The following is a 20,426-nucleotide window of genomic DNA, read 5'->3' as shown; positions in this document are numbered from 1 at the left end:
GCTCCGCAGCGGCCCGTCCGACTCGGTCGGTCCGCCTCCCCGGACAGCGGGAGGCGGGCGGGTATCACGCCAGCGCGGCCGCCTTACGCAGCAGCACCGAACGCTCGCGGACGTTGCGGCACAGCCGGGCGGCGAGCTCCAGCTCGGCCTGCGCCTCGGCGGTCCGGCCGAGCCGGACGAGCAGTTCGCCGCGCACGCTCGGGAGCAGGTACGACCCCGACAGGCGGCCGGAGGCGACCAGCTCGTCCACAATGGACAGCGCCTGCTGTGGTCCATTCGCCATTGCGACGGCGACGGCCCGGTTGAGTTCGACGACGGGTGACGGAGCCACGCGGCCGAGCGCCTCATAGAGGAGCACGACACGCTCCCAGTCGGTCTCCGGCACCGAGGACGCCGACGCGTGGCAGGCGGCGATCGCTGCCTGCAGCCCGTACGGTCCGAGGCCGCGCCCGACAGCCGAGGCCCGGCCGATCGCGGCCAGACCACGACGGATCGCCGACCGGTCCCACAGACGCCGGTCCTGATCCTCCAAGAGCACCGCCTCGCCATCGGGCCCAGTGCGTGCGGGAAAGCGCGCGGCCGTGAGCTCGAACAGAGCGAGCAGCCCGTACACCTCCGGCTCATCGGGCAGCAATGCGGCCAGCATCCGGGCCAGCCGGATCGCCTCGTACGCGAGATCGGGGCGCAGCAGGCGGTCACCGGTCGTCGCTGTCGAGCCCTCCGTGAAGATCACGTACAGCACGCTCAGGACACCGCCGAGCCGCTCGCGCCGCTCCTCGGACGGCGGCAGCTCGAACGGCACTCCCGCCGCGGCGATCGTCTTCTTCGCCCGCGTGATCCGTGCCTGGACCGTCGGCACGGGCACGAGAAACGCCCGGGCGATCTCCTCGCTCGACAGGCCGCCGGCCGCGCGCAGCGTCAGGGCCACACGGGCCTCGGGCGAGAGCACCGGATGGCAGGCCACGAACATCAGCGCGAGGACGTCGTCGTCGACCCGGTCGGGGTCCCACGGCAGGTCGTCCGACCGGTCCCGCGGGGCCACCGCGCCCGAGCTCGCCTCCCCCTCGGCGAGCCGGCCGGCGAGTACGGCGTATCGCTCGTCGAGTGCCGACCGGCGGCGGAAGCTGTCGATGGCGCGCCGTCGCGCGGTCGCCAGCAGCCAGCTCACCGGGTTCGCCGGCGCACCGTCGCGCGACCAGGTGAGGAGTGCCTCCGCCACCGCCTCCTGTGCGACGTCCTCGGCCAGCTCGAAGTCCCCGGTGTAGCGGGCCAGTGCACTGACGATCCGTGCGGACTCGATCCGCCAGACGGCCTCGACGGCCCGCCGCGCCGACTCGGTGCTCGGCGGACCGCTGGTGGCTGCGGGCGTCAGAGCTGGCCGGTTCGCTCGCGCCACGCCCGCTCCTTGATGATCCACTCGTTGTCCTGCGGGAATTCGTCGATGCTCGGCACGCGGCGGATCTCGCACTTCGTGCCGGCAACTGCCGGGAGTCGCTTGGCCCACTCGACCGCCTCCTCCTTTGAAGCCACGTCGATCACGTAGAAGCCGCCGAACAGTTCCTTCGTCTCGCCGTACGGACCGTCGGTGACCACCGGCGCCTCGCCGCTGAAGTCGACCACCACGCCCTGGGCCGGGTCGTCCAGGCCCTCGGCGGCGACGAGCACGCCGGCCCGGATCATCTCCTCATTGAAGCGACCCACCGTCTCGAGCATCTGCTCGAAGGGCGTCTCCATCATCTTTGCGACGGATTCGTCCGTGCCTCGCATGATCAGCATGTACTTCGCCATCTTCGGTCTCCTTGATGTCGGGGCCGCTTTCGACCCTCTCACTCCAAGGTCGAACGGGGCAGCCGCGGATCGACACGGCAGACGGACGTGGGCCATTTTTTTTGCACCCGACGAGGGTCCGGCCCGTCGGTCCGGTCAGGCCAGGTGCACCGACCGGGCCGGCTCGACGGCCGCGCCGAGCTCCTGGCCGATCCGGACAGACAGGCCCGCGGCGAGCCGGGCCAGCAATCGGACCTGCCTCTCCCCGGTCGGGACGAGCACGAGCCGCCAGGGCTGGGCACGTGGACCGGTGAACCCGACGACCGCCGCGTCGACGGTGTTCGCATGTCTGACCTTCACCCTTGGACCGACCGGCAGTAGGTGTCACTTGAGGCGGCGGGTGGTGGGCCGGGTGTCCCAGCGGTACAGCGTCGCCGCGCGGCGGATGAGCATGCGGAGCGTGACGATGCGGCGAGGCGGAGGTAGAAGTTCACCGCCTTGCCACTCCTCTCGGTGCAGCGTCGCAGCTTGCCCTAGCCGTTCATGCCGGTGTCTGCTGAGGTACAGAGCGCCAAGGGGGCCGAGCTGCCGGATGGACCGTCGTCACGTGGCGACCGTGCCGAGGCCAGGCTGCTGGAGCCGGTCGCCACGGACAACGCCGAAGACCGCGAGTGCGCGGCCCAGGCCGTCGCCGTGTTCGCCAGGCAGTATGGGGCGAAGTTCCCCAAGGCCGTCAAGAAGATCGTCGAGGACGAGGACGAACTGCTGGCGTTTTACGACTACCACCTGCGGACGACGAACCGTTCCTGGGCAGTGAGCAGGAGTGAGTCCCGGCTCACGGGTACGCCCCGAACGGTCTTGGGCGCACTGGTCCTTCGCTTTCGCGTCCCGGTCGGCGACGCATATCCCGTATGCGGTCCGTCCCGGGCGGGCGGAATTCCTACGACCTGGCCATATGGGTGTGGCCGGAGGCGACGGGGAGGCCCCGAACCATCTCGCTGGTGACACGGGGGCCCCGACTGCTGACGCCCACCCGGCGTCCCAGATCGCACCGAATACGTTACGCACACCCCGCCGGGCATACCCGCAGCTTGTGACACCGTTCACCCCATCGTGCCCACGTTCGCCAAAACGATGTGCCTGCTCAGCAGTTGTGAACCCCATCGAGACGACCTTCGCGACAGTCCGCCTGCGCACGAAATCACCCAGGCCGGGGCCTGGCCGTCGGCGCGACGGCCCCGGCAGCCGCTGCCGCGCCCGAGACGCCGGTGAACATCCGCGACATGGCCTCGCCCGGCTTCCGTCAGGCGCTCGCTTGTGTGCGCTCGGTCTATGACCGGAGCTAGTGCTGTGACCGCATAGGTTCGCCGGGTTGGTCGTCGTGGCGGTTGGATGTGCGGTGACGTCCGATCCGACCGCTGGAGGCGCGGTGGCCGAGCCTGTCCGTGTGCGCAGACTGACCGACCAGGAGGGGCAGCGGCTGCAGCAGATCTTGCGCCGGGGCAGCACCAACTCGGTGCGCTATCGGCGCGCGATGATGCTGCTGGCCTCGGCCGGATGATCTCGGCTGGGCAGACCCGGAGCCCCGAACGGGGCCGGTTCAGGAGAAGGACGGCGCCAGAGGAGAATGACTCAAGAGGCGGACGGCTCGATCTCCCCCGCGAAGACGATGACCTGGTCGATGAGGCTCCGCCGCAGATGGACGACGTCCGTTCCCGCCAGGCGGGGGCCTCCATCCGGCGTCGTGAAGACCCACTGGTACCGGGCCCACTCGTCCGGCATGTCCACCGCCGAACAGCGCACCATCGTGCCGGTCCCCGCGGGGTGGCGCCGGATGTCCAGCACGAACCGCTCGACCGCCTCGATCCCCTCACTGCGGCCCAACGGTCCCCAGAAGACCACGTCCGAGGTTAGGGCCTGGGAGAGCAGCGCAGTCACATAGCTGTCGTCCGAGGCGTTGAACGCGGAGATGAACGTGTCGATCGCGGACCGCGCGGTCTCTTCTTGCATGCACCAGTAATACCAGTCGCCTCGCGGACCGCGCTCGTCCCGTGAGCCGTCTCCCGACCACGGTGAACCATCCCGGTCACAGCACTAGCTATGGTCCGGGTGTGTTGGGGAGGAAGCGCTGGTCAGTCCACTACAGCTCGCGGGAGCTTCCAGAGGCCGCCGAGCTGGCCTGGGCGGTGCCGGGGTTGCCTCTGACCTGGGAGTCTTGGCTTGACGAGGCAGGAATCCCGGATGGGACGCCATACCTGTTGTCACCGACGTTCGCGTACGACGTCGCGCTAAACGCGTACTTCCATCGGGTGATCCTGCTGGAGGCGTCGTGGCACTCCCAGAACAACGCCGCCGAGGCGATGGCGAGGTACTTCAACTTCCTGTACTTCTCGCGGGGCGGCAAGGACTGGCGGCAGGCCACCGAGGAGGACCATTTGGCCTTCCACCATTGGCGGCGCCGGGACGAGAGCGGGCCGACGGTTCAGGGGACGACGTGGAGCACGGAGGTCTCGCACGTCAACCAGTTCTACCAATGGGCGGTCGGCAGGCAGCTCGTGTCCGAGGTCCCCATTCCCCAGCGGGATCGGCGGAGTCCGCCGCCCGGACTGACGGTCGCCCCTCGCCGGTCTGGGAGGTCTGGGCGGGAGACGGTTCCGGCGACCTACGCCCACGACGAGGCCGGCGAGAGGATCGAGTGGCTGCCGGCGGCGTCCTACCGGCGCTGGCGGGACGTCGGCGTCCGCGGCTACGACGTCGCGGGCCTGCCACGGACGCGGTTCCGAGGCCGATGGGCCTCGCGGAACGCGCTCTACACCGACTTGATGGTCCGCACCGGGATGCGGATCTCCGAGCAGTCCGCGGTGACTGACATGGAGATGCCAGCCGGGCCGGGGTCTGCGGGTTTCCGCCGGTTCTGGCTTCCGGAAGCGATCGCGAAGGGCGGTTCGGCCCGCTGGATCTATGCCCCGGGCTCGGTGGCGAGGGATCTGGCCAACTACCGGGACATCGACCGGGCCGAGGTGGTCGCTGAGGCCCGGGCTGCCGGCCGTTACCGCCGAATCCGCCGCCCGCTGGTGATCGCCGACCCAGACCGCCCGATGATCGCCACCCGAACCGGTGGCACGGCGGCCGGCCAGCAGGTCGACGTCCGGCGCCTGAAGTCGCGGAGCGTTGCCGACTGCTGCGGGAAACGGCCGACGGCCTGGAGCCGGCGATGTTCTGGCTGGGCGAGTCGGGCATGCCGCTGGCGGTCTCGACCTGGAAGGACATGTTCACCACGGCGAATCAGCGGTGCGCCGAACAGGGCCTTGCCCTGCGGGCCCGCGGCAACCTGCCGCTTGCCCGCTGGGCCGCCTCCCGGGCCAAGCCGCTGCTGGCCGACGTCGCCCCGGAGGCCGGAAACGGCGAGGAGGTGGCCCCGGCTCCGCCGGGGCCACTGATCGTGACCTTCAACCGGATCAAGACCTCCGCCGAGGCCCGCCGCACCAAACGGATGGGCGGGCACTTGCCCTCGGCGGCGAAGTCGAACACCGCCCAGGTCCTCTACACCAACTATCTGCGGCCCGACCCCACCATCCGCGAGTGGGCCGAGGAGGTCATGGGTGAGGCCCTGGTGGATGCGGAACAGGCGGCCCGCACCGCCCACGAACGGGCTGCCCTGAAGGTCCATGAGGAGCGTTCGCGGGTCCGCGGTGGCGGCCCGGCCGTCGCACCGGACGCGGACGCGACCGGCACGGACACCGCCTGGGGAGCCTGCACCGACCACGACCATCACCCGGAGACCGGCCGGCCCTGCCAGGACTCGTTCCTGGCCTGCTTCCACTGCGGCAACTGCCTGATCACCCGGGACAAGCTACCCCGGCTGCTGGCCCTTCTGGACGCGATGCACACCCGGCTGCAGCAGATGGACGAGGACACCTGGTGGAAGGCCTACGGCCCGACCTGGACCGCGATCCGCCGCGATGTGCTGCCGAAGTTCAGCCCGGCCGAGGTCGCCGAGATCCGCAAGCACCCCCTGCCCGACGCCCTCCTCGATCTTGTCGAATCACCCTGGGAACACCCGTGACTCCTACCGCGACCGCTGTCCTGCCTTCCGCCTTGCCCGAGCATGCGGCGGACCCGTTCGTCCTGCACGGCCGCCAGCTCGGCTCAGGTCTGCGGCTTGAGGACACCAGCCGCTACAGCGACCCGGTCTGGCGGATGGATTCGGCCCAACTCATGGCCCACGACCGCGCGTTGATCCTGAACTTTCCCCGCGTCCCGGAAAGGTTCCGCCCGGCAGGCAAACGGCTGTTCTATGAGTTGTTGTCCGGGCCACTGCCGGACGGCGAGGACCGCCTTGAGATCGTCACGATCCGCACCTACTTCGGAGAGTTCGTACGTTTCACGAAGTGGCTCGACAAACGGTGGTCCCACCATCCCGATCTCCTCCACCTCGGCTTGATCACCGGCCCTGACCTGCAGGCATACCTTCGGCACCTGATCGTCGTCCTGTCGGCCGGCTCGACCCGCGGCGTCACGGCCCGGTCCTTCGTCCGTCTGCTCTGGCGATGGCGCACGGCTCTTGGGCCGGATGCGCTGGCCTTCGACCCGCTCCACCTCGACGACTGGAGCAGTCCGCACTCGTCCGGCAGCAGGAGCGAGAACGCAACCTCCAGGCTGCCCGAGTCCGTTCTGGGGCCGCTGGTCGTCTGGTCCCTGCGGTTCATCAACGACTTCGCTCCCGACATCCTGGAGGGCAGCCGCCAGTGGCACGAACGTCGCCGGTCGGGCCGGAGTGACACGATGCCGCGACGGCCCCCGGCGGAGGTCGCCGCACTCGTTGAGGGCTTCCTCGCCGAGCACATTGAGGCCAACCGTCCCCTGCCGGGGTTCCTTGGCCACCCCAACGTCACCCAGATCGCCCGGAAGATCCGGGCCAAAAGCCGCCAGGTGTCGCTGCACACATCGCAGATCGAAGAGGCAGCCGCACACGTCGGAACGACCTACTCTGCCGGGATGGACATCCCGATCCGAGGCCGGCTGGACGGTCAGCCCTGGATCACCGATATCGAATGCCACCACACCACCCCGCAGAGCCTGGCCGTTCTCTCCCGCCAGCTCATGGCCGCGGCCTACGTGATCATCGCGTTCCTCAGCGGCATGCGGGACTCCGAGGTCAAGCACCTGCGGCGGGACTGCCTCCACGTCAAATGCGACGCCGACGGCAACCCCTACCGCTGGAAAGTCACCAGCTTGGCCTTCAAGGGCGAGGACGAGAGCGCGGGCGTGATGGCCACCTGGGTCGTCGGCAAGCCGGTCGCCCAGGCGATCAAGATCCTCGAACAACTCCAGCCGCCCGAGGCCGACTACCTCTTCAACGGTCTGCCGCACGGCCCGGGCAGCAAGAAGACCGTTGTCCGCTCGGCCCTCTGCACCAGCAGCACCAATCAGCAGCTGAACGACTACATGAAGTGGATCAACAACTACTGCACCGCCACTGAACGGCCGGACAGCATCCCGAAGGTCAACGGCAGCGTCCTTGCCCTCAAGACGAGTCTCTTCCGGCGCACCTTGGCCTGGTTCATCGCCCGCCACCCCGGAGGCGTCGTTGCCGGGGCCCTGCAATACCGCCACCACAGCATCCAGATGTTCGAGGGCTATGCCGGCACCAGCTCGTCCGGCTTCCGCGCGGAGGTCGAAAGTGAGCAGGCCCTGGCTCGCGGCCAGGGCCTCATCGGGATGGTCGAAGGACACGAACACCGCGACCTCGCCGGACCGGCTGCCGACGAAGCCGAACGGCGCCTTGATGAGTTCGGCGAGCGCTCCCAGTTCCAAGGCACCGTCGTTCTCGACGAGCGCCGACTAGAAAGGATCATGAAGCGGCATGATCCGGCGGTCTATCCAGGCGACTACATCACCTGCATCCACGACTCGACCAATGCCCTCTGCGAGAAGGCCAAGCGCGGCCGGGCCGAAGACATGCCCGAGCACGGCGGATGCCAGCCGCTGGCCTGCCGCAACGTCGCCCTCACACCCGCCAACACAGCGGCTTGGCACCGCGAACTCGACCGGATCGAGTGCCGGCTCGACGCCCGCCCGCCCCTGCCGCCGCTGCTGGCCGACCGCCTGCGGAAACGACAAGAAAAGATCACCGAGTTCCTCCGGGACAGCGGCCGGCTGGAGGCCTCAGCATGAACACCGTCCCCGAGGCCCTGATCCGCAAGAAGCTCCAGGAGATGCTCACCGCCTGCGAGCAGCACAACCGTCGCCCGAGCGTCCTCGCCCTCGCGCAGAAGGTCGGCATGAGCAACACGACCCTCCGCCGCAACTACCCCGACATCGCACGCGAGATCGGGCTCCGCCGCTCGGAACCGACGAAGCCGACCCCCGGCACCCGCAGCGAGCACGACCGGCTCACCGCCAGGAACGCAAAGCTCCGTCGCCGCAACCGAGAGTTGAAAGATCAACTCAAGCTCGCCGCCGCACAGATTCAGTTCCTTGCCCTCCGCGCTGCCCAGGCAGAGGAGGCGCTGGAAGCACAGGCGAAAGTCACGCACATCAGCAACCACCGCTACCGCGGTTGACAGACAAAACCCGGCAGATTGGCCCGCGCAGCCTCACATCCGGGATCTCAGCACGTCGACCTCACAGCCCGGCGCGGAGGGGTCGAAGCCGTGCTCGATCAGCCAGCGAACTGCCAGCAGGCTTCGCAACGACCACCACGCGTGGATCACGTCGAGGTCGATGTCGGTGCCATAGCCGCCGATGACGTCGTCGAGGTGCTCCTCGTGTCCGAGCGTGAAGGTGGCGAGGTCGTACAGGGCATCACCCTGGCCCGCCTCGGACCAGTCGATGATGCCGGTGACCTCGTCGCCGTCGACGAAGATGTGCGCGATCTGCAGGTCGCCGTGTGTGAACGCCGGAGTCCACGGCCGGAGCGCGGCCTCGGCGACCTGGCGGTTGTGGGCGACCAGGTCAGCGGGCAGGAGGCCGTTCGTCACGAGCAACTCGCACTCGTCGTCGAGTTCCGCCGCCAGCGCGACGATGCTCCGCCCGGCCCGGCCGGGCCGGGGCGGCAGCGGCGCTTCGTGCAGCTTCCGGATGGCGGCGCCCGCCGCGGCCCACGCCGCCGGTGACCCGGTCGACGGCCCGCCGAGGCGCCCAAGCGTCGTCCCCGGGAGTGCGGCGATCGCGAGCACGGGCGGCTTGCGCCACAGGACCTCCGGGGTCGGGACCGGGGCGAGGGACATCGCCTCGACCTCGACGTCGATGCGTGCCTGATCGGCGTCCACCTTCAGGAACACGTCGCCGACGCGCAGGGTCGCGCGCTCGGAATGGGCGACGACGACTTTGACCTCATCCATGGGCGACAGTATCCCGGGGATGATCGCCGACGTCGCACGGGTTTATCGCGTGCGATTACGCGGCTGACCACGTCCCGCTACCGGCGGCCTCATGCACGACACCGACCCGGTCCCACCACTTTTGTTAGGAGTCCAAGAGTCACCAGGCGCCAAGGACAAGCTGCACCAAGAACGGTCAACGGTCAGCCCAGAACCCCGTTCACAAGCTCGCCGCTCACCAGGCCGTCACGCCCGTGCGGCGGGTGGACCCGGGCATCGCGGAGGCGGTCGAGCGGCAGACCCGCGCGATGCGTGAGTTCAGCGCCCGGGCGTTTCCCGAGCCGGGGACGGTCCCGGACGATGCGCCGGCCACGATCGAGGCAGCCTGCGTTCGGCGCCGCTGCCACCGAGGCCGCAGCCCTGCGGGGGAGCGCTGCACCGCCGCCGACTGCTCCGCGCCGACCGCCATCACCCGCCTCTATGGCGGGTTGTTGCACCACGCCGCCGAGCTTGAGCCCTCGCGGAACGACCCGGCTGGCGCCTCCCCCCGTGAGCGTGGCCTCGCTCCAGGCCGACCTCGCTAACGCTCACGCCCGCAATATCCGGCTCATCGCTCGGGTTCACCAACTGGAGAAGCCGTTGTCGGAGCTGATGGGCGAGCAGACCTGGCGCGAGTCGGACCTGGGCGCTCCCGCGGACATCGAGGAGTTCCAGCGCACGATTACCCGGCTGGAGCAGAAGAGCGTCGAGCTGTCGTCGCACCCGGAGGAGCGGGAAGCTGAGCTGGAGGCCGCGCGGGCAACCAACCGCGAGCTGACACGCGCTCTGAACCAACGTGGGTGACCGGCACTGGTATCTCGGGTACCAGAGCCGGCGACCGCGGCGTAAGGGACCAGCGACCGCGGCGTAGGGGCAGGTCCGCCTCGTGCCGCGCAGGGAGCCGCCCACCGGGGTGTGACGATCCGGTGTGTCGACTGGCCAAATGACACCCCGTCACATCTGATGACTTTTGCCAGTTTGTCTGATTGCGGTAGAGGAGTATCTGAATGGCACAGCACGTATCGGCCTGTCGACCCCGGCCCCTTCGAAGGCGGCTGACGGCGGCGGCGCTGGCCCTGGGCACGGTCGGCGCCCTCGCTGCCGCGGCACCGCCCGGGTCGGGGGAGTCGCCGCACGGGGCCGATCACGGCTTCCGGGAGCGTGATCTCGTCTCCGATATCCCCGGCAGGGCGGAGGCGACCGACGGGAACCTGGTTAACCCCTGGGGCTTGGCCGCCGCGCGCACCGGAGAGGTGTGGGCCTCGGACAATGGCATGGACAAGGCCACGATGTACTCGGGCGCCGTCCGTGGGAAGCCGGTCAACATCCTGGACCTGGTGGTGTCGATCCCGGAGGGCGGCGCCCCGACCGGGATCGTGCGCAACGACACCGACGACTTCCGCTTCAGTGGCTTCGGCAAGAGCGGTGTCGCCCAGTTCCTGTTCGCGGGCGAGAACGGCGACCTCTTCGCCTGGAGCCCGGACGTGAACCTGACGAACGCCGTCCAGGTCGCGCACGAGAACAGCGACGGCGAGAACGCCGTCTTCAAGGGCCTGACCCTGATCCCGGCCAAGAAGAAGCACAGCAGGGCCTGCGCACAGCGCGGCAAGACGGCCGGCAACGACAAGCGGTCGCGGCTGCTTGTCGCCAACTTCCGTGACGCCCGCATCGACGTCTTCGACAAGGACTTCAACCTCCTGCCACCCGACGACCGGTTCCAGGACCCGAACATCCCCGACGGCTTCGCGCCGTTCGACGTCAAGAAGATCGGCTCGCGCGTCTTCGTGACCTACGCCAAGCAGGACGAGGACAAGAAGGACGACGTCCCTGGTGCGGGCAACGGCTTCATCGACACGTTCAGCACCGAGGGCAAGCTGCTGAAGCGCTTCGCGAGCCGCGGCGTGCTCAACTCGCCCTGGGGCCTGGAAATCGCGCCCAAGAAGTTCGGCAAGTTCTCCGGCGACCTGCTCGTCGGAAATTTCGGGGACGGCCACATCAACGTCTTCAACCCGAACAGCGGCAAGTTCAAGGGCACGCTGCGGGACCGCAAGGGCAACGCGATCGAGATCCCCGGGCTGTGGGGGCTGCTGCGCGGCACCCAGAAGTCCGGTGGCAAGGACTCCGTGTGGTTCGCCGCCGGAATCGAGGGCGAGGCCCACGGACTGCTCGGCACCCTGCGCGCCGAGGACTGACCGACCCCGCCGCCCGAGCCCGGCGCACTGCCCCACGCGCCGGGCCGGCGCCTGCCCCGGCCACCGGTCCTCGCCGACCGTGAACGCCCCGGTCGGCGGGAAGCCGTTGCTTCCGTAGGACGCGACGAGCATGCGGTCGTCGCCCGCGTAGCGGTCGACGCGCAGGAGGGAGATCCCTGCCCGGCAGGTCTCCTCCACGGCGTGCGCGAGCAGCGCGCCGACCGAGCCCAGCGGCACCGCCTCGGCCCGCTCGGCACCCAGCGCCAGCTCATAGGTGTCCCGGACGGACCGGTCCGGCCGGTCGAAAACGGTGTTCTGGGCGAGCAGTCCCACGGTCAGTCCGCGCCGCCGCATCTCGCCCTCGGGTGCGAGCCGCCCGGCGAGCACGGCCAGCAGAGTCGACTTCCCGGCCCCGTTCCCACCGGTGACCAGCAGACGGTCCGTCGCCGACACCTCCGCACTCACCGCTGCGAGCCGGCCCGGCACCCGTACGTCATCCAGGGACACCAGCGGACCGTCGCCCTCCGCCGCCGGTGCGGCGAGCGCCGTGCTCTCGAACCGCAGCGGCTTCGGCGGCTCGCCGACCTGGGAACGCTCCAGCTCCTCCAGGCGGCGGGTGGCGTTGCGCACCCGCCGGGAGATCTGGCTCTGGACCCGGCCGGCGCGGTGGCCGTAGCCCATCTTCTCGTTGTCACGCGGCCCCCGGTCCTGTGCGACGCGGTGCGCGGTGACCCCGGCGGAGACCCGTAGCGCCGCCCGTTCCCTCCGCTGCCGCCCGGGGAGCGCAGCTGCGAAACCGCCGCTGAAGCGCCCGCGCTGGGCGGCCCGGCCGTCGTGGTCGTTGCGCTGATCCACCGGCCGCGTCAACGCGCGGACCGGGCGCCCGGACAGAGGTTCCGTCCGGGCGCCCGGTCCGTAGTGATCAGTGGCGCAGGTTGAGACGGTGCACGCCGCCGTCGACGGTGCCGACGTAGAGCGTGCGGCCGTCGGGGCTCGCGGCCAGTTTGGTGGTGTCGGTGTTCTGCAGGCCGGTTGAGATGTTGTGCCAGCTCAGACCGTGGTCGGTGCTGCGCAGTACGCCGCGGCCGCCTTGCAGGAGGCCGCTGGCCCCGGAGCTGGTGGTGGCCGCGTAGAGCGTGTCCTCGACCCGGAGCAGGTCGGAGACATGGATCGCGAGAGCGCCGGTGTCCGCGGTGCGGAAGGCCCGGCCGCCGTCGGTGCTGACGCGGACGCTCTCGCCGCCGACGACGAGACGCCGTCCGTCGAGGTCGATCGCGGTCACCGGGCCGTCGGCGACTTTGGTGACGGTCACCCCGCCGTCGTCAGACCGGTAGAGACCGGCGGTGTTGCCGAGCCACAGGCGCAGCGGATTTGCGGGGTCGCCCGCGATGGTGCCGAAGGAGCGCTCGTGGTAGAGGTTCTTCCACGTCGTGCCGCCGTCGCTGGTGGCGAACAGCCCCCGGCCCAGAAGGCTTTGGAAGCTGACCATGACCCGGTTCGGGTCGGCGGGGTGGACCAGGAGCGCCGTCGGCACCTCCGCCGAACGGCCCTTCTCCTCCCAGGTGGCACCACCGTCGCCGCTGCGCTCGACGGTGAATGAGCTGAACGCGGTGCGCCGCACCTTCCAGATCACCTTCGGATCCTTGGCCGACACGGCAAGGTGCGGGACGGTGACGCCCCTCATGCCCTCGCCGCCCGACTGGCCCCACTCCGGGCTCGCGACGGGAAGGGCGGTGCGGTAGACCGCGCTGTCGGTGGCGGCGAGCAGATGGCCGTCACTGACCACGAGATCGTTGACAGTCAGTCCCTGGACGCCGATCCGCCGATATCCGGTGCCGTCCGCGGCACCCCGGTAGAGACCGTCCTGCTCGCTGGAGACGGTGACGGAACCGTCGGCCCAACGGTCGTAGTCCATCGGTACCGATGCGCGCGACGGCGCGGCGACCGTCGTCCACGTCTGCCCGTGGTCGCGGCTGAGACGGCCGCTGCCGGACAGCGTGCTCAGGTACAGGTCGTCACCCGAGATGGTCAGGCGGAGGCCGCCGTTCGTCATGGACAGCAGGGTGGTCCAGGTCTCCCCGCCGTCACGGGAACCGACAACTCCCCGGCCCGGGACATACACCGCCACGACCGAGGAGTCGGCGGCCAGCCCGCCGACGGTCTCGCCGGACGGGTCGAAGAGCAGGCGTGCCTCGCCGGGGTTGCCCGAGCCGATGCCGGAGCGGGCCCAGACGCCGTGATACGTCGTCATATAGAGGGTGTCACCGGTGACGACGGCGGCGGTGATGCCGCCGGTGACGCCGGTCGGATACGTCGTCCAGTGGTCGCCCGCGTCCGTGCTGACCAGCAGTGCGTCCGAGGTGACCGCGACCAGGGTGCGGGTCCGTTCATCGGCGGCGAGCGCCGCGATGCGGGTGTCCGGGACGTCGAGTGTGCGCCAGGTCCGCCCGTTGTCATCGGTGCGCAGGATGGCGCCCCGGCGACTGCCGTCGTGAACGCTGTTCACGGCGTACCACCAGCGGTCGGGATTCTTCGCGTCCACCACGAGCGGACCCGTGCCGTCCGCGACAGGCAGTCGTCCCAACTGGCGCCAGGAGGCGCCGTTGTCGGTGGTCAGCCAGGGAGCCGCCTTCTTGTACTGGGTGAGGACGGCCTGCTTCGGCCGGCTCGACGAGAGGGTGATGGAGCCGGCCTGGCCGTTGGGACCTACCGGCTCCCAGCGGTTCCTGCGGCTGTCGACCGGGGTGACCTCGAAGGCACCGGCGCCGGTGAGCCGCTGCCCGGTGCCGGCGGTGCCGCCTACCGAGACCCGGTAGGCGCCGGCCACGCTGCCGGTCACCTCGGCCCGGTAGTAGCCGCTGGCGGGATCGAGCGTGGAAGTGACGTCGACGGCCTTGCCGCGAGGCGGGGTGACGGTGACGACCGGCGGTGCGGCCAGCCGGGTCGGCGGGGCGATGTGCACGGTCGAGTGACCGTCGCTCGGGTCGGGTGCGGCCTGGACGGCCAGATACCGGACGGCGAGCAGGTAGGGCACCCCGATCGCTGATCCCCGGTCGGGAGTCGCCGTGAGACGGCCGCTGATCTCGGTGTCGGCCGCCGGTCGGGCGACGCGCAGCGAGACCGTGACGGTCGCGGTCCCCCCGGCCGGTACGGTGACCCGCTTCGCCGAGACCGTGGCCGGACCGTCGGTCCGCAGCGAGGTCGCGACCGGCCGCTTGCCGGAGTTCCGCAGCGTCACCTTCGCGATTCCGCCGACGTGACGCCCGGACAGATCGGCGAGTCCGAACGACACCGACGCCGGCGAGGCGCTGACCGTGGCCGAGGCGGCCGCGGCCACATCGAGCCGGCCCGAGCCCTGCGTCGTGGGCCCGTTGCCGCTCAGCGGCTTCGCGGTGCCGACCAACGCGGCCTTGATCTCGGCAGGCGCCCGGCCGGGATGCAGCTGGCGCAGCAGGGCCGCAGCGCCGGCGACGTGCGGGGTCGCCATCGATGTGCCCGACATGCGGTACTCGCCGGGCCCGTACAGTGCCTTGGGCACGGTGGAGCGGATCTCCACGCCCGGTGCGACCAGATCGGGCTTCAAACCGAAGCCCTGTGCGGGACCGCGTGAGGAGAACGAGGCGATCCGGTCGGTGGTGTCGGTGCCGCGCAGCGTCACCGAGACCTTCCCGGCGGCGAGTCGGGCGCTCAACTCCGTGTACTGGGTCGAGTCGATGCCCATGACCACCAGGTGGTCCATGCGCAGCGAGTCGCCGGAGGCGTCGATCCGCGCGGACGAGGACGGCACCTGGGCCACTCCCGGCTCAGGGCTCACCTCCGGCGGCCCGACCTCTCCCGGTGCTCCGGCGACGAACACCGGGCCGTCGTTGGAGGGCAGGCCGGCCAGCACGGCGATCGCGCCGCGCTTCTCCGCCTCCTTCGCCCACTCCACGGCCCTCGCCGTCAGGTACTGGGCGTTGGAGGCGATGAGCATCTCGGCCCGTACGATCTTTCCGCGTACGTCGCCGACCCGCTTCCAGTCCTCGGCGGTGCCCTCGCCGACATCGACCAGCGGCGCCGTGACGGGGTGCTCCGGCGGGTTCGCGGACAGGATGCCGCGGTAGGTCTGGATCAACTCGGGTTTCTGGCCGGCCAGATAGGCGCTGGGCAGCCGCAGATTGCTTGTCGACGCGCCGACCGCGACCACGCCGTCGGCCGTTGCGGGGCTGCTGACCGTACCCGTGCCCGGTCCGTCGTTGCCAGCCGCGGCCACCACGACCACACCGGCCTGTACGGCCGCGGTCGCGGCGCGGCCCAGCGGGTCGGTGCCGTCGCCGGGGCCGCCGAGGCTCATGTTGATCACATCGGCGCGGTGCGGGTTGGCCGGATCGGAGGCCGCCTCGATTCCGGCGATGATGTCCGACGTGTAGCCGGAGCCGTCGGCGTCCATCACCTTGTAGGCCAGCAGATTCGCGCCGGGCGCCACGCCGGTGACGCCGCCCTTCTCAGCCGCCTTGCCGGCGATGATGCCGGCGACGTGGGTGCCGTGGCCGTTGTCGTCCATCGGGTCCTCGTCACCGTTGACGAAGTCGTGCCCGCCGACGACCTTGTGCCCCTTGCCGAGTCCGCCGCCCAGGTCGGGGTGGGTGTAGTCCACGCCGCTGTCCAGGATCGCGACGGTGGTCCCCTTGCCGGTGACGCGGCTTCCGGCCGTGTCCTTGCGCTGCCAGACGCCGGGTGCGCCGATCAGCGGCACGCTCACGTCCGTCTTTGTCAGCACCCGGGTGTCGGGGCGGACCGCGGTGACGCCCGGCAGCGAGGACAGCCGCCCCACCTCGGACGCGGGCACCGTCATTGCCACGGCATCGACGAGCAGACCCAGTTTGCGGGTCGCCGAAGGGTGCAGCCCGGCGCTCTTCGCCGAGCCGAGGAACGTCTCCTGCCGCGCGTCGAGCGCGCGGCGGGCGGCGCCGACGCCGCGGGCGGCCTCGGCGGACAGCAGCGATCCACCGGGCGCGGCGGTGACCGCTGGGTTCCCGGACAGTTCGACGAGCACTCGTTGCGACGGGTCGGGCGTGGACGCGTTGGCGGCACCCGGTGTCACCGCCAACGTGCCGGCGAGAACAACGGCGGCGAGGGCGGCATGACGCGATCTTCGTGACTTCATTGCCATGCGTAAAGGTCCTAGTGGCGAGGGCACTTGCCGCACAACTGATCTCCATGGCCCATTGCTGCCGCTGGCACAATTGGGCCACCATCCGTCCATGACTCCCGAGACACCGCAACTCACGGCGGCAGGCATCGATCCGTTCGACGAGAGCGTCTACCGCGCCGTCCTGACCCGGCGGACGGCGGCGCCTGCCGAACTCACCGCGGATCTCGACTGTTCGGCCGAGCGCGTCGCCAGGGCGCTGGACCGGCTCCGCGACCACGGGCTGGTCGGCCGGCTCGCCGGCTCCCGCCGCCGGTACGCCGCGATCGAACCGGGCGCCGCCGTCGAGGCGCTGGTGCGGGCCAGAAGCAATGAACTGGAGCGGGTCCGTTCGGCGGCCGACGAGCTGTCCCGGCTGTTCGCCGCCGCGCGCACCGGCGCGACCTATGAGGACGAGGTGGAGATCACCACCGGCAGCGAGGCGCTCGGCCGCTGGTTCGTCCGCCTTCAGCAGGAGGCCCACGAGGACGTGATGACCCTGGACCGGCCGCCGTACGCCCTGACCACCTCCAACCCGGTGGAGGCGACGGCGCTCGGCCGCGGCGTACGGTACCGCGCGGTCTACGCCCCCGAGGCCCTGGAATGGCCGGGCGTCCTCGACGACGTCCGCGAGCTGGTCCGGCACGGCGAACAGGCCCGCGTCCTGCCCGGCCTGGGCATCAAACTCGCCATCGCCGACCGCAAGCTCGCCCTGATGCCGCTCTCCCTCGACCTCAACGACGTCCGCGCCGCGGTGATCCGCCCGTCCACCCTGCTCGATGCCCTCACCGGCTACTGGGAAATGTGCTGGAAGCAGGCCCTTCCCCTCAACGCCCCCGCCGAGGACCCCCTCGGCGAGGAGGACCGACTCGTCCTCACCCTCCTGGTCAGCGGCCTCAAGGACGAGGCGATAGCCCGCCAGCTCGGCTGGTCCGTCCGCACCATGCGCCGCCGCATCAGCCGCCTGCACGACCTCCTCGGCGCCGCCAACCGCTTCCAGGCCGGAGTGATCGCGGCCCGCCGCGGCTGGTTGTGAGACAGCACGCCGGCAGCAGGTGGGGCGGCAATGAGTGGATGTGGTCTCGGCGCGCGTTCCATGCCTGCACAATTCGGCTTGTGACAGCAGCTGCCGGTGGGCGACACCGTAGGAGCGGAGCTTGTCGGTCACCAGCACCCGCGGTGCGGTCGGCGGTGGCGCAACTGGCGGGCGTACTCGGGACCGAACTTGGCGCACCACTGCCGGATGGTCTCGTGGCGCGGCTCAGCTCCAGCTCGGCGAAGGCCCGTGCGGCGGCCTGTAGGGAACCGGTCGGCCGGTGTGTGCGTCGAGCAGCACGCGGTCGCCCACGGCTCGGTCCAGCTTCACTGTCACCTGCTGCAACTTCCCCTGCTTAGTACAGTGCCCGCCGTCCGCCTGGTCCTTGACGGATGCTGACAGCACGACGCTGCCGCGTGTTTCGAGCACATTCATTGTGGGGCCGTAGTCGCAGACGCCATGAAGGGTTTCCACGGTGACCGATCGCCTGTCTGCGGACATTCGGACCATCCTGTTGAGTGAATAACCGGGGACGTCGATAGCCCGCTTGATCGGCGACTGGGGGAGTTTCGACGGGATGACAGCCGCCTGCTTGAGGGGAGAGCCATAACCCTTGAGACTGAACAGCCAGGCTGGGACCACCGCCGCTCCGCGGGCGGTGGCCACGCTCATCTCACCCAGCCTCGCCCCGGTCACGGTGAGGTGTGGCTTTCCGCCGACGCGGTCGCCGCCAGCCACGGTCTTGTACGACTCATCCGCCCCCACCAGCGGTCGCGTGAGTGTCCTACCGTCGTTCCATGCCACTCGGCCCTCCTTCGGCGAGGTGGTGGGCAACTTGCCTTCAAGAACGAAGCTGTGGTCTTGGTAGGCCTGCCGATCAGACTTGCTCCGCAGTCCGCCTCGCGGTAGTTGGACCACGTTGCTCATGGGGTGGAAACCATCACGCCATGTGGCAGCCGCGGCTGACCCGTCCCAGGCCGCGGCGACCTGTTGAGCGCGCTGCGCCTGCATTTTCGTGCTGCGACTGGTTTCCTGCTCACTGCCGCAACCGGCGGCGGCCCCCAGGCCGGCGGCAGACAGAGCGATTCCAGCGAGCAGGCTGACGGACCGCGCTGTCCTGATACGCATGTGGCCTCCCTGATGAACGGACTGGTGGGTTGTCCGGTCTTTGTGACGTGGCTGGGCCGGGACAGGTTTCACCGGTTGGGGCAGCTGGTTGGGGTAAGCCGTCAGTAGACGTGCAGGCCACGTTCGTTCAGCACGGTCTGCACCTTCGTGAAGTAGTTCCGGTAGGTGCCGCTGGAGGAGGCGTTGCACACCGTCTCGTCGGAGCCGCCGGAGAGAAGGCCCAGCGCCGTCGTACCGTGCGTAGGCCGGGGTGAAGCACAGCCCGAGACGCTGCCCGCGCGTGGACACCGCGCCGCTGTTCACCTTCGACGGCGCGCGCGGTGTCACGATCGCGAACAACGACTACGACGACGGCTTCAACAGACGGATCGACACCCGGAACATGGACCCGGTCGAGATCACAGCGGACGGCGAGGGGCTCGCCCTCAACGCCGACCGCCAGACGTCCGGTCCGGTGGAGATCACCTATGCGAGCAGCGACGAGTCGGTCGCGCGAGTCTCCGCCGACGGGCTCGTCATGGCCGTCGGCAGCGGCAAGGCCCTGATCCGTGCCCATGTCACCGTCGGCGGGCGGGAGGCCGTCTCCGACCCGGTGCGGATCAAGGTGACGGGCGAAGCGGACGACGGCTGACGCCGGCCGCCGTTGAGCGTCGCCTCCGGCCGGTGAGCCGGCCGGAGGCGACGCTCGCGTCCGTCATCCCGGGCGCGGGTTGCTCCGCTTCCGGGTGAAGGCCTGCTCAGTCCCTGCGCGGAGGACTGCTCCGTTCCCGGGACCGGAGTGGCGCCAGGGCCGTGCGGTGCGAGCTGGAGGCCGTGCGGGGCGGGCTCGGGGGCAGTGCCGGGGGGCCGTCCCTCCGCTGTGGAACGATCCGCGCTGACAAGTGTCCACAGGGCGGAAGGACTGCATGAGCGGCCGACGAGATGCTGAGGGCGGCGCGCCCGCACGGGTTCCGATCGGGGCAGAGAGGCGGGGGAGACCGTGGCCGACCGGTTGTGTCGGACGCAGGACGCGCTGACGCCGGCCGAACGCAGGAAGGCGGGCGTCGCGGCGCACAGGACCAGCGACAGCACACCCCGTCAGCCATCGACGTGCCGCGGTCATGACGGGATCACCTCCACCTCGGCCAGGGACAGCGGAGCGGTGGTCGCGAGCTGGATTCGCACGTAACGCCCGGTGGCAAACCAACAGCAGCTCGCAACCCCTTCGAGCCCACGCCGAAGTCCCACTCGTTGGCGAAGTTCCCGCACCGCTCGCGCAGCGCGGCCGCTTTCGCCGACTCACCGAGACCGCGGGCCATGTCGGCCAGACCGCAGTCGGCTAGCGCGTACTCCAGCGTCGCCGAACCGGCTTGCCGGGAGTCGCCCCAGACGTAGCCGCCCTTGTCCTGGTAGCCGATCCATCCGTTGCGCACATACGTTGGGTTGCCGTCCCGTCCACGGAACACCGACGGATCGGCCGGAACCTCGGTGACGTTCTTCCACAGCGCCTCGAACAGGGCCCGCGCCGTGGGCTTGTCGAGCAGCCCGCGCGCGTACAGGGAGGTGATGAACGGCGTCGGACCCTCCCCGCTCATCACGTTGGTCTCGCTCGGCCCCAGCGCCCAGCGCGGAAGCCAGCCGCCGTCACCGGTTTCTCCCCGACCGGCCCCTGTTGCCAGAGGCGCGGCACGAGCCCCTGCCGCAGCCGACGGGTCGAATGTCTTGACAGTGAACCGAGTGGGACCAGTAGCCTCTTAAGGCCAAAGTGGTCTAGACCATGTGGAGGGTCT

Annotated in this window: 16 protein-coding genes and 3 pseudogenes; 9 read left to right on the top strand and 10 right to left on the bottom strand. The window is 70.1% G+C overall.

Annotation, left to right across the window (positions count from 1 at the left end):
- Positions 1-64: 64 nt before the first annotated feature.
- The 4 genes and pseudogenes from OH809_RS01205 to OH809_RS01190 form a co-directional block, all read right to left on the bottom strand.
- Entirely contained in the window at positions 65-1,396 is a 1,332-nt protein-coding gene (locus OH809_RS01205) for an RNA polymerase sigma factor (protein WP_406415502.1), read from the bottom strand.
- Positions 1,369-1,788, bottom strand: coding sequence for a YciI family protein (locus OH809_RS01200; protein ID WP_037699834.1), 420 nt, complete (start codon positions 1,786-1,788; stop codon positions 1,369-1,371). Before OH809_RS01200 ends, OH809_RS01205 begins: the two co-directional genes overlap by 28 nt.
- A gap of 135 nt (positions 1,789-1,923) precedes the next feature.
- Positions 1,924-2,127 carry a hypothetical protein gene (locus tag OH809_RS01195; protein ID WP_406415500.1) on the bottom strand — a complete coding sequence of 68 codons (204 nt, stop codon included), beginning with the start codon at positions 2,125-2,127 and terminating at the stop codon, positions 1,924-1,926.
- A gap of 24 nt (positions 2,128-2,151) precedes the next feature.
- Positions 2,152-2,300, bottom strand: a pseudogene (locus tag OH809_RS01190) (IS5/IS1182 family transposase); the annotation flags it as partial.
- Positions 2,301-2,316: 16 nt separating this feature from the next.
- Here OH809_RS01190 and OH809_RS01185 point away from each other — a divergent pair.
- The gene (locus OH809_RS01185) at positions 2,317-2,772 is read left to right on the top strand and encodes a hypothetical protein (RefSeq protein WP_406514813.1); all 456 of its coding nucleotides are present in this window, start codon (positions 2,317-2,319) and stop codon (positions 2,770-2,772) included.
- Between the two features lie 424 nt (positions 2,773-3,196).
- Positions 3,197-3,325 (top strand): annotated as a pseudogene (locus tag OH809_RS01180) (IS630 family transposase); the annotation flags it as partial.
- Positions 3,326-3,399: 74 nt separating this feature from the next.
- On the opposite strand, the gene OH809_RS01175 reads toward OH809_RS01180, so the two are convergent.
- Positions 3,400-3,777 (bottom strand): nuclear transport factor 2 family protein, encoded by a 378-nt coding sequence (locus OH809_RS01175; RefSeq protein ID WP_024757633.1) that lies wholly within the window; start codon positions 3,775-3,777, stop codon positions 3,400-3,402.
- Positions 3,778-4,981: 1,204 nt separating this feature from the next.
- Here OH809_RS01175 and OH809_RS01170 point away from each other — a divergent pair.
- From OH809_RS01170 to OH809_RS01160, 3 genes are read left to right on the top strand one after another with little or no spacing between them, the layout of a single operon-like run.
- The gene (locus tag OH809_RS01170; protein WP_406415496.1) at positions 4,982-5,833 is read left to right on the top strand and encodes a hypothetical protein; all 852 of its coding nucleotides are present in this window, start codon (positions 4,982-4,984) and stop codon (positions 5,831-5,833) included.
- Entirely contained in the window at positions 5,830-7,944 is a 2,115-nt protein-coding gene (locus tag OH809_RS01165; RefSeq protein ID WP_406514812.1) for a hypothetical protein, read from the top strand. The genes OH809_RS01170 and OH809_RS01165 overlap by 4 nt, the downstream gene beginning before the upstream one ends.
- Positions 7,941-8,333 carry a hypothetical protein gene (locus OH809_RS01160; protein WP_406415492.1) on the top strand — a complete coding sequence of 131 codons (393 nt, stop codon included), beginning with the start codon at positions 7,941-7,943 and terminating at the stop codon, positions 8,331-8,333. The genes OH809_RS01165 and OH809_RS01160 overlap by 4 nt, the downstream gene beginning before the upstream one ends.
- A gap of 33 nt (positions 8,334-8,366) precedes the next feature.
- Here the strand turns inward: OH809_RS01160 and OH809_RS01155 are convergent, their stop codons facing one another.
- The gene (locus OH809_RS01155) at positions 8,367-9,113 is read right to left on the bottom strand and encodes a phosphotransferase family protein (RefSeq protein ID WP_406415490.1); all 747 of its coding nucleotides are present in this window, start codon (positions 9,111-9,113) and stop codon (positions 8,367-8,369) included.
- Positions 9,114-9,641: 528 nt separating this feature from the next.
- Between OH809_RS01155 and OH809_RS01150 the strand changes: the two genes are divergently transcribed.
- Together OH809_RS01150 and OH809_RS01145 are read left to right on the top strand one after the other, a co-directional pair.
- Positions 9,642-9,935 (top strand): hypothetical protein, encoded by a 294-nt coding sequence (locus OH809_RS01150; RefSeq protein ID WP_406415488.1) that lies wholly within the window; start codon positions 9,642-9,644, stop codon positions 9,933-9,935.
- 203 nt (positions 9,936-10,138) lie between these two features.
- A complete protein-coding gene (locus OH809_RS01145; RefSeq protein WP_406415486.1) occupies positions 10,139-11,323 on the top strand; it encodes a TIGR03118 family protein in 1,185 nt (394 codons plus the stop codon).
- Between the two features lie 210 nt (positions 11,324-11,533).
- On the opposite strand, the pseudogene OH809_RS01140 reads toward OH809_RS01145, so the two are convergent.
- Together OH809_RS01140 and OH809_RS01135 are read right to left on the bottom strand one after the other, a co-directional pair.
- Positions 11,534-12,157 (bottom strand): annotated as a pseudogene (locus OH809_RS01140) (ATP-binding cassette domain-containing protein); the annotation flags it as partial.
- An 88-nt stretch (positions 12,158-12,245) separates the two neighbouring features.
- Positions 12,246-16,469 carry a S8 family serine peptidase gene (locus OH809_RS01135; RefSeq protein WP_406415484.1) on the bottom strand — a complete coding sequence of 1,408 codons (4,224 nt, stop codon included), beginning with the start codon at positions 16,467-16,469 and terminating at the stop codon, positions 12,246-12,248.
- Positions 16,470-16,566: 97 nt separating this feature from the next.
- Here OH809_RS01135 and OH809_RS01130 point away from each other — a divergent pair, with 97 nt between their 5' ends.
- Positions 16,567-17,529, top strand: coding sequence for a helix-turn-helix domain-containing protein (locus OH809_RS01130; RefSeq protein WP_406415483.1), 963 nt, complete (start codon positions 16,567-16,569; stop codon positions 17,527-17,529).
- A gap of 225 nt (positions 17,530-17,754) precedes the next feature.
- Here the strand turns inward: OH809_RS01130 and OH809_RS01125 are convergent, their stop codons facing one another.
- Complete coding sequence (locus tag OH809_RS01125) at positions 17,755-18,657, bottom strand: hypothetical protein (protein ID WP_406415481.1); 903 nt, start codon at positions 18,655-18,657, stop codon at positions 17,755-17,757.
- A 280-nt stretch (positions 18,658-18,937) separates the two neighbouring features.
- Here OH809_RS01125 and OH809_RS01120 point away from each other — a divergent pair, with 280 nt between their 5' ends.
- Complete coding sequence (locus OH809_RS01120) at positions 18,938-19,288, top strand: Ig-like domain-containing protein (protein WP_406415479.1); 351 nt, start codon at positions 18,938-18,940, stop codon at positions 19,286-19,288.
- A gap of 478 nt (positions 19,289-19,766) precedes the next feature.
- Here the strand turns inward: OH809_RS01120 and OH809_RS01115 are convergent, their stop codons facing one another.
- Positions 19,767-20,315: a glycoside hydrolase domain-containing protein gene (locus OH809_RS01115; protein ID WP_406424652.1), complete on the bottom strand. Its 549-nt coding sequence runs from the start codon at positions 20,313-20,315 to the stop codon at positions 19,767-19,769.
- Positions 20,316-20,426 lie beyond the last annotated feature (111 nt).

The organism is Streptomyces sp. NBC_00873 (genome assembly GCF_045207415.1).
Classification (GTDB): Bacteria; Actinomycetota; Actinomycetes; order Streptomycetales; family Streptomycetaceae; genus Streptomyces.
Note: the sequence above shows the minus strand (reverse complement) of the source record. Positions and strands in the feature narration are given on the sequence as shown.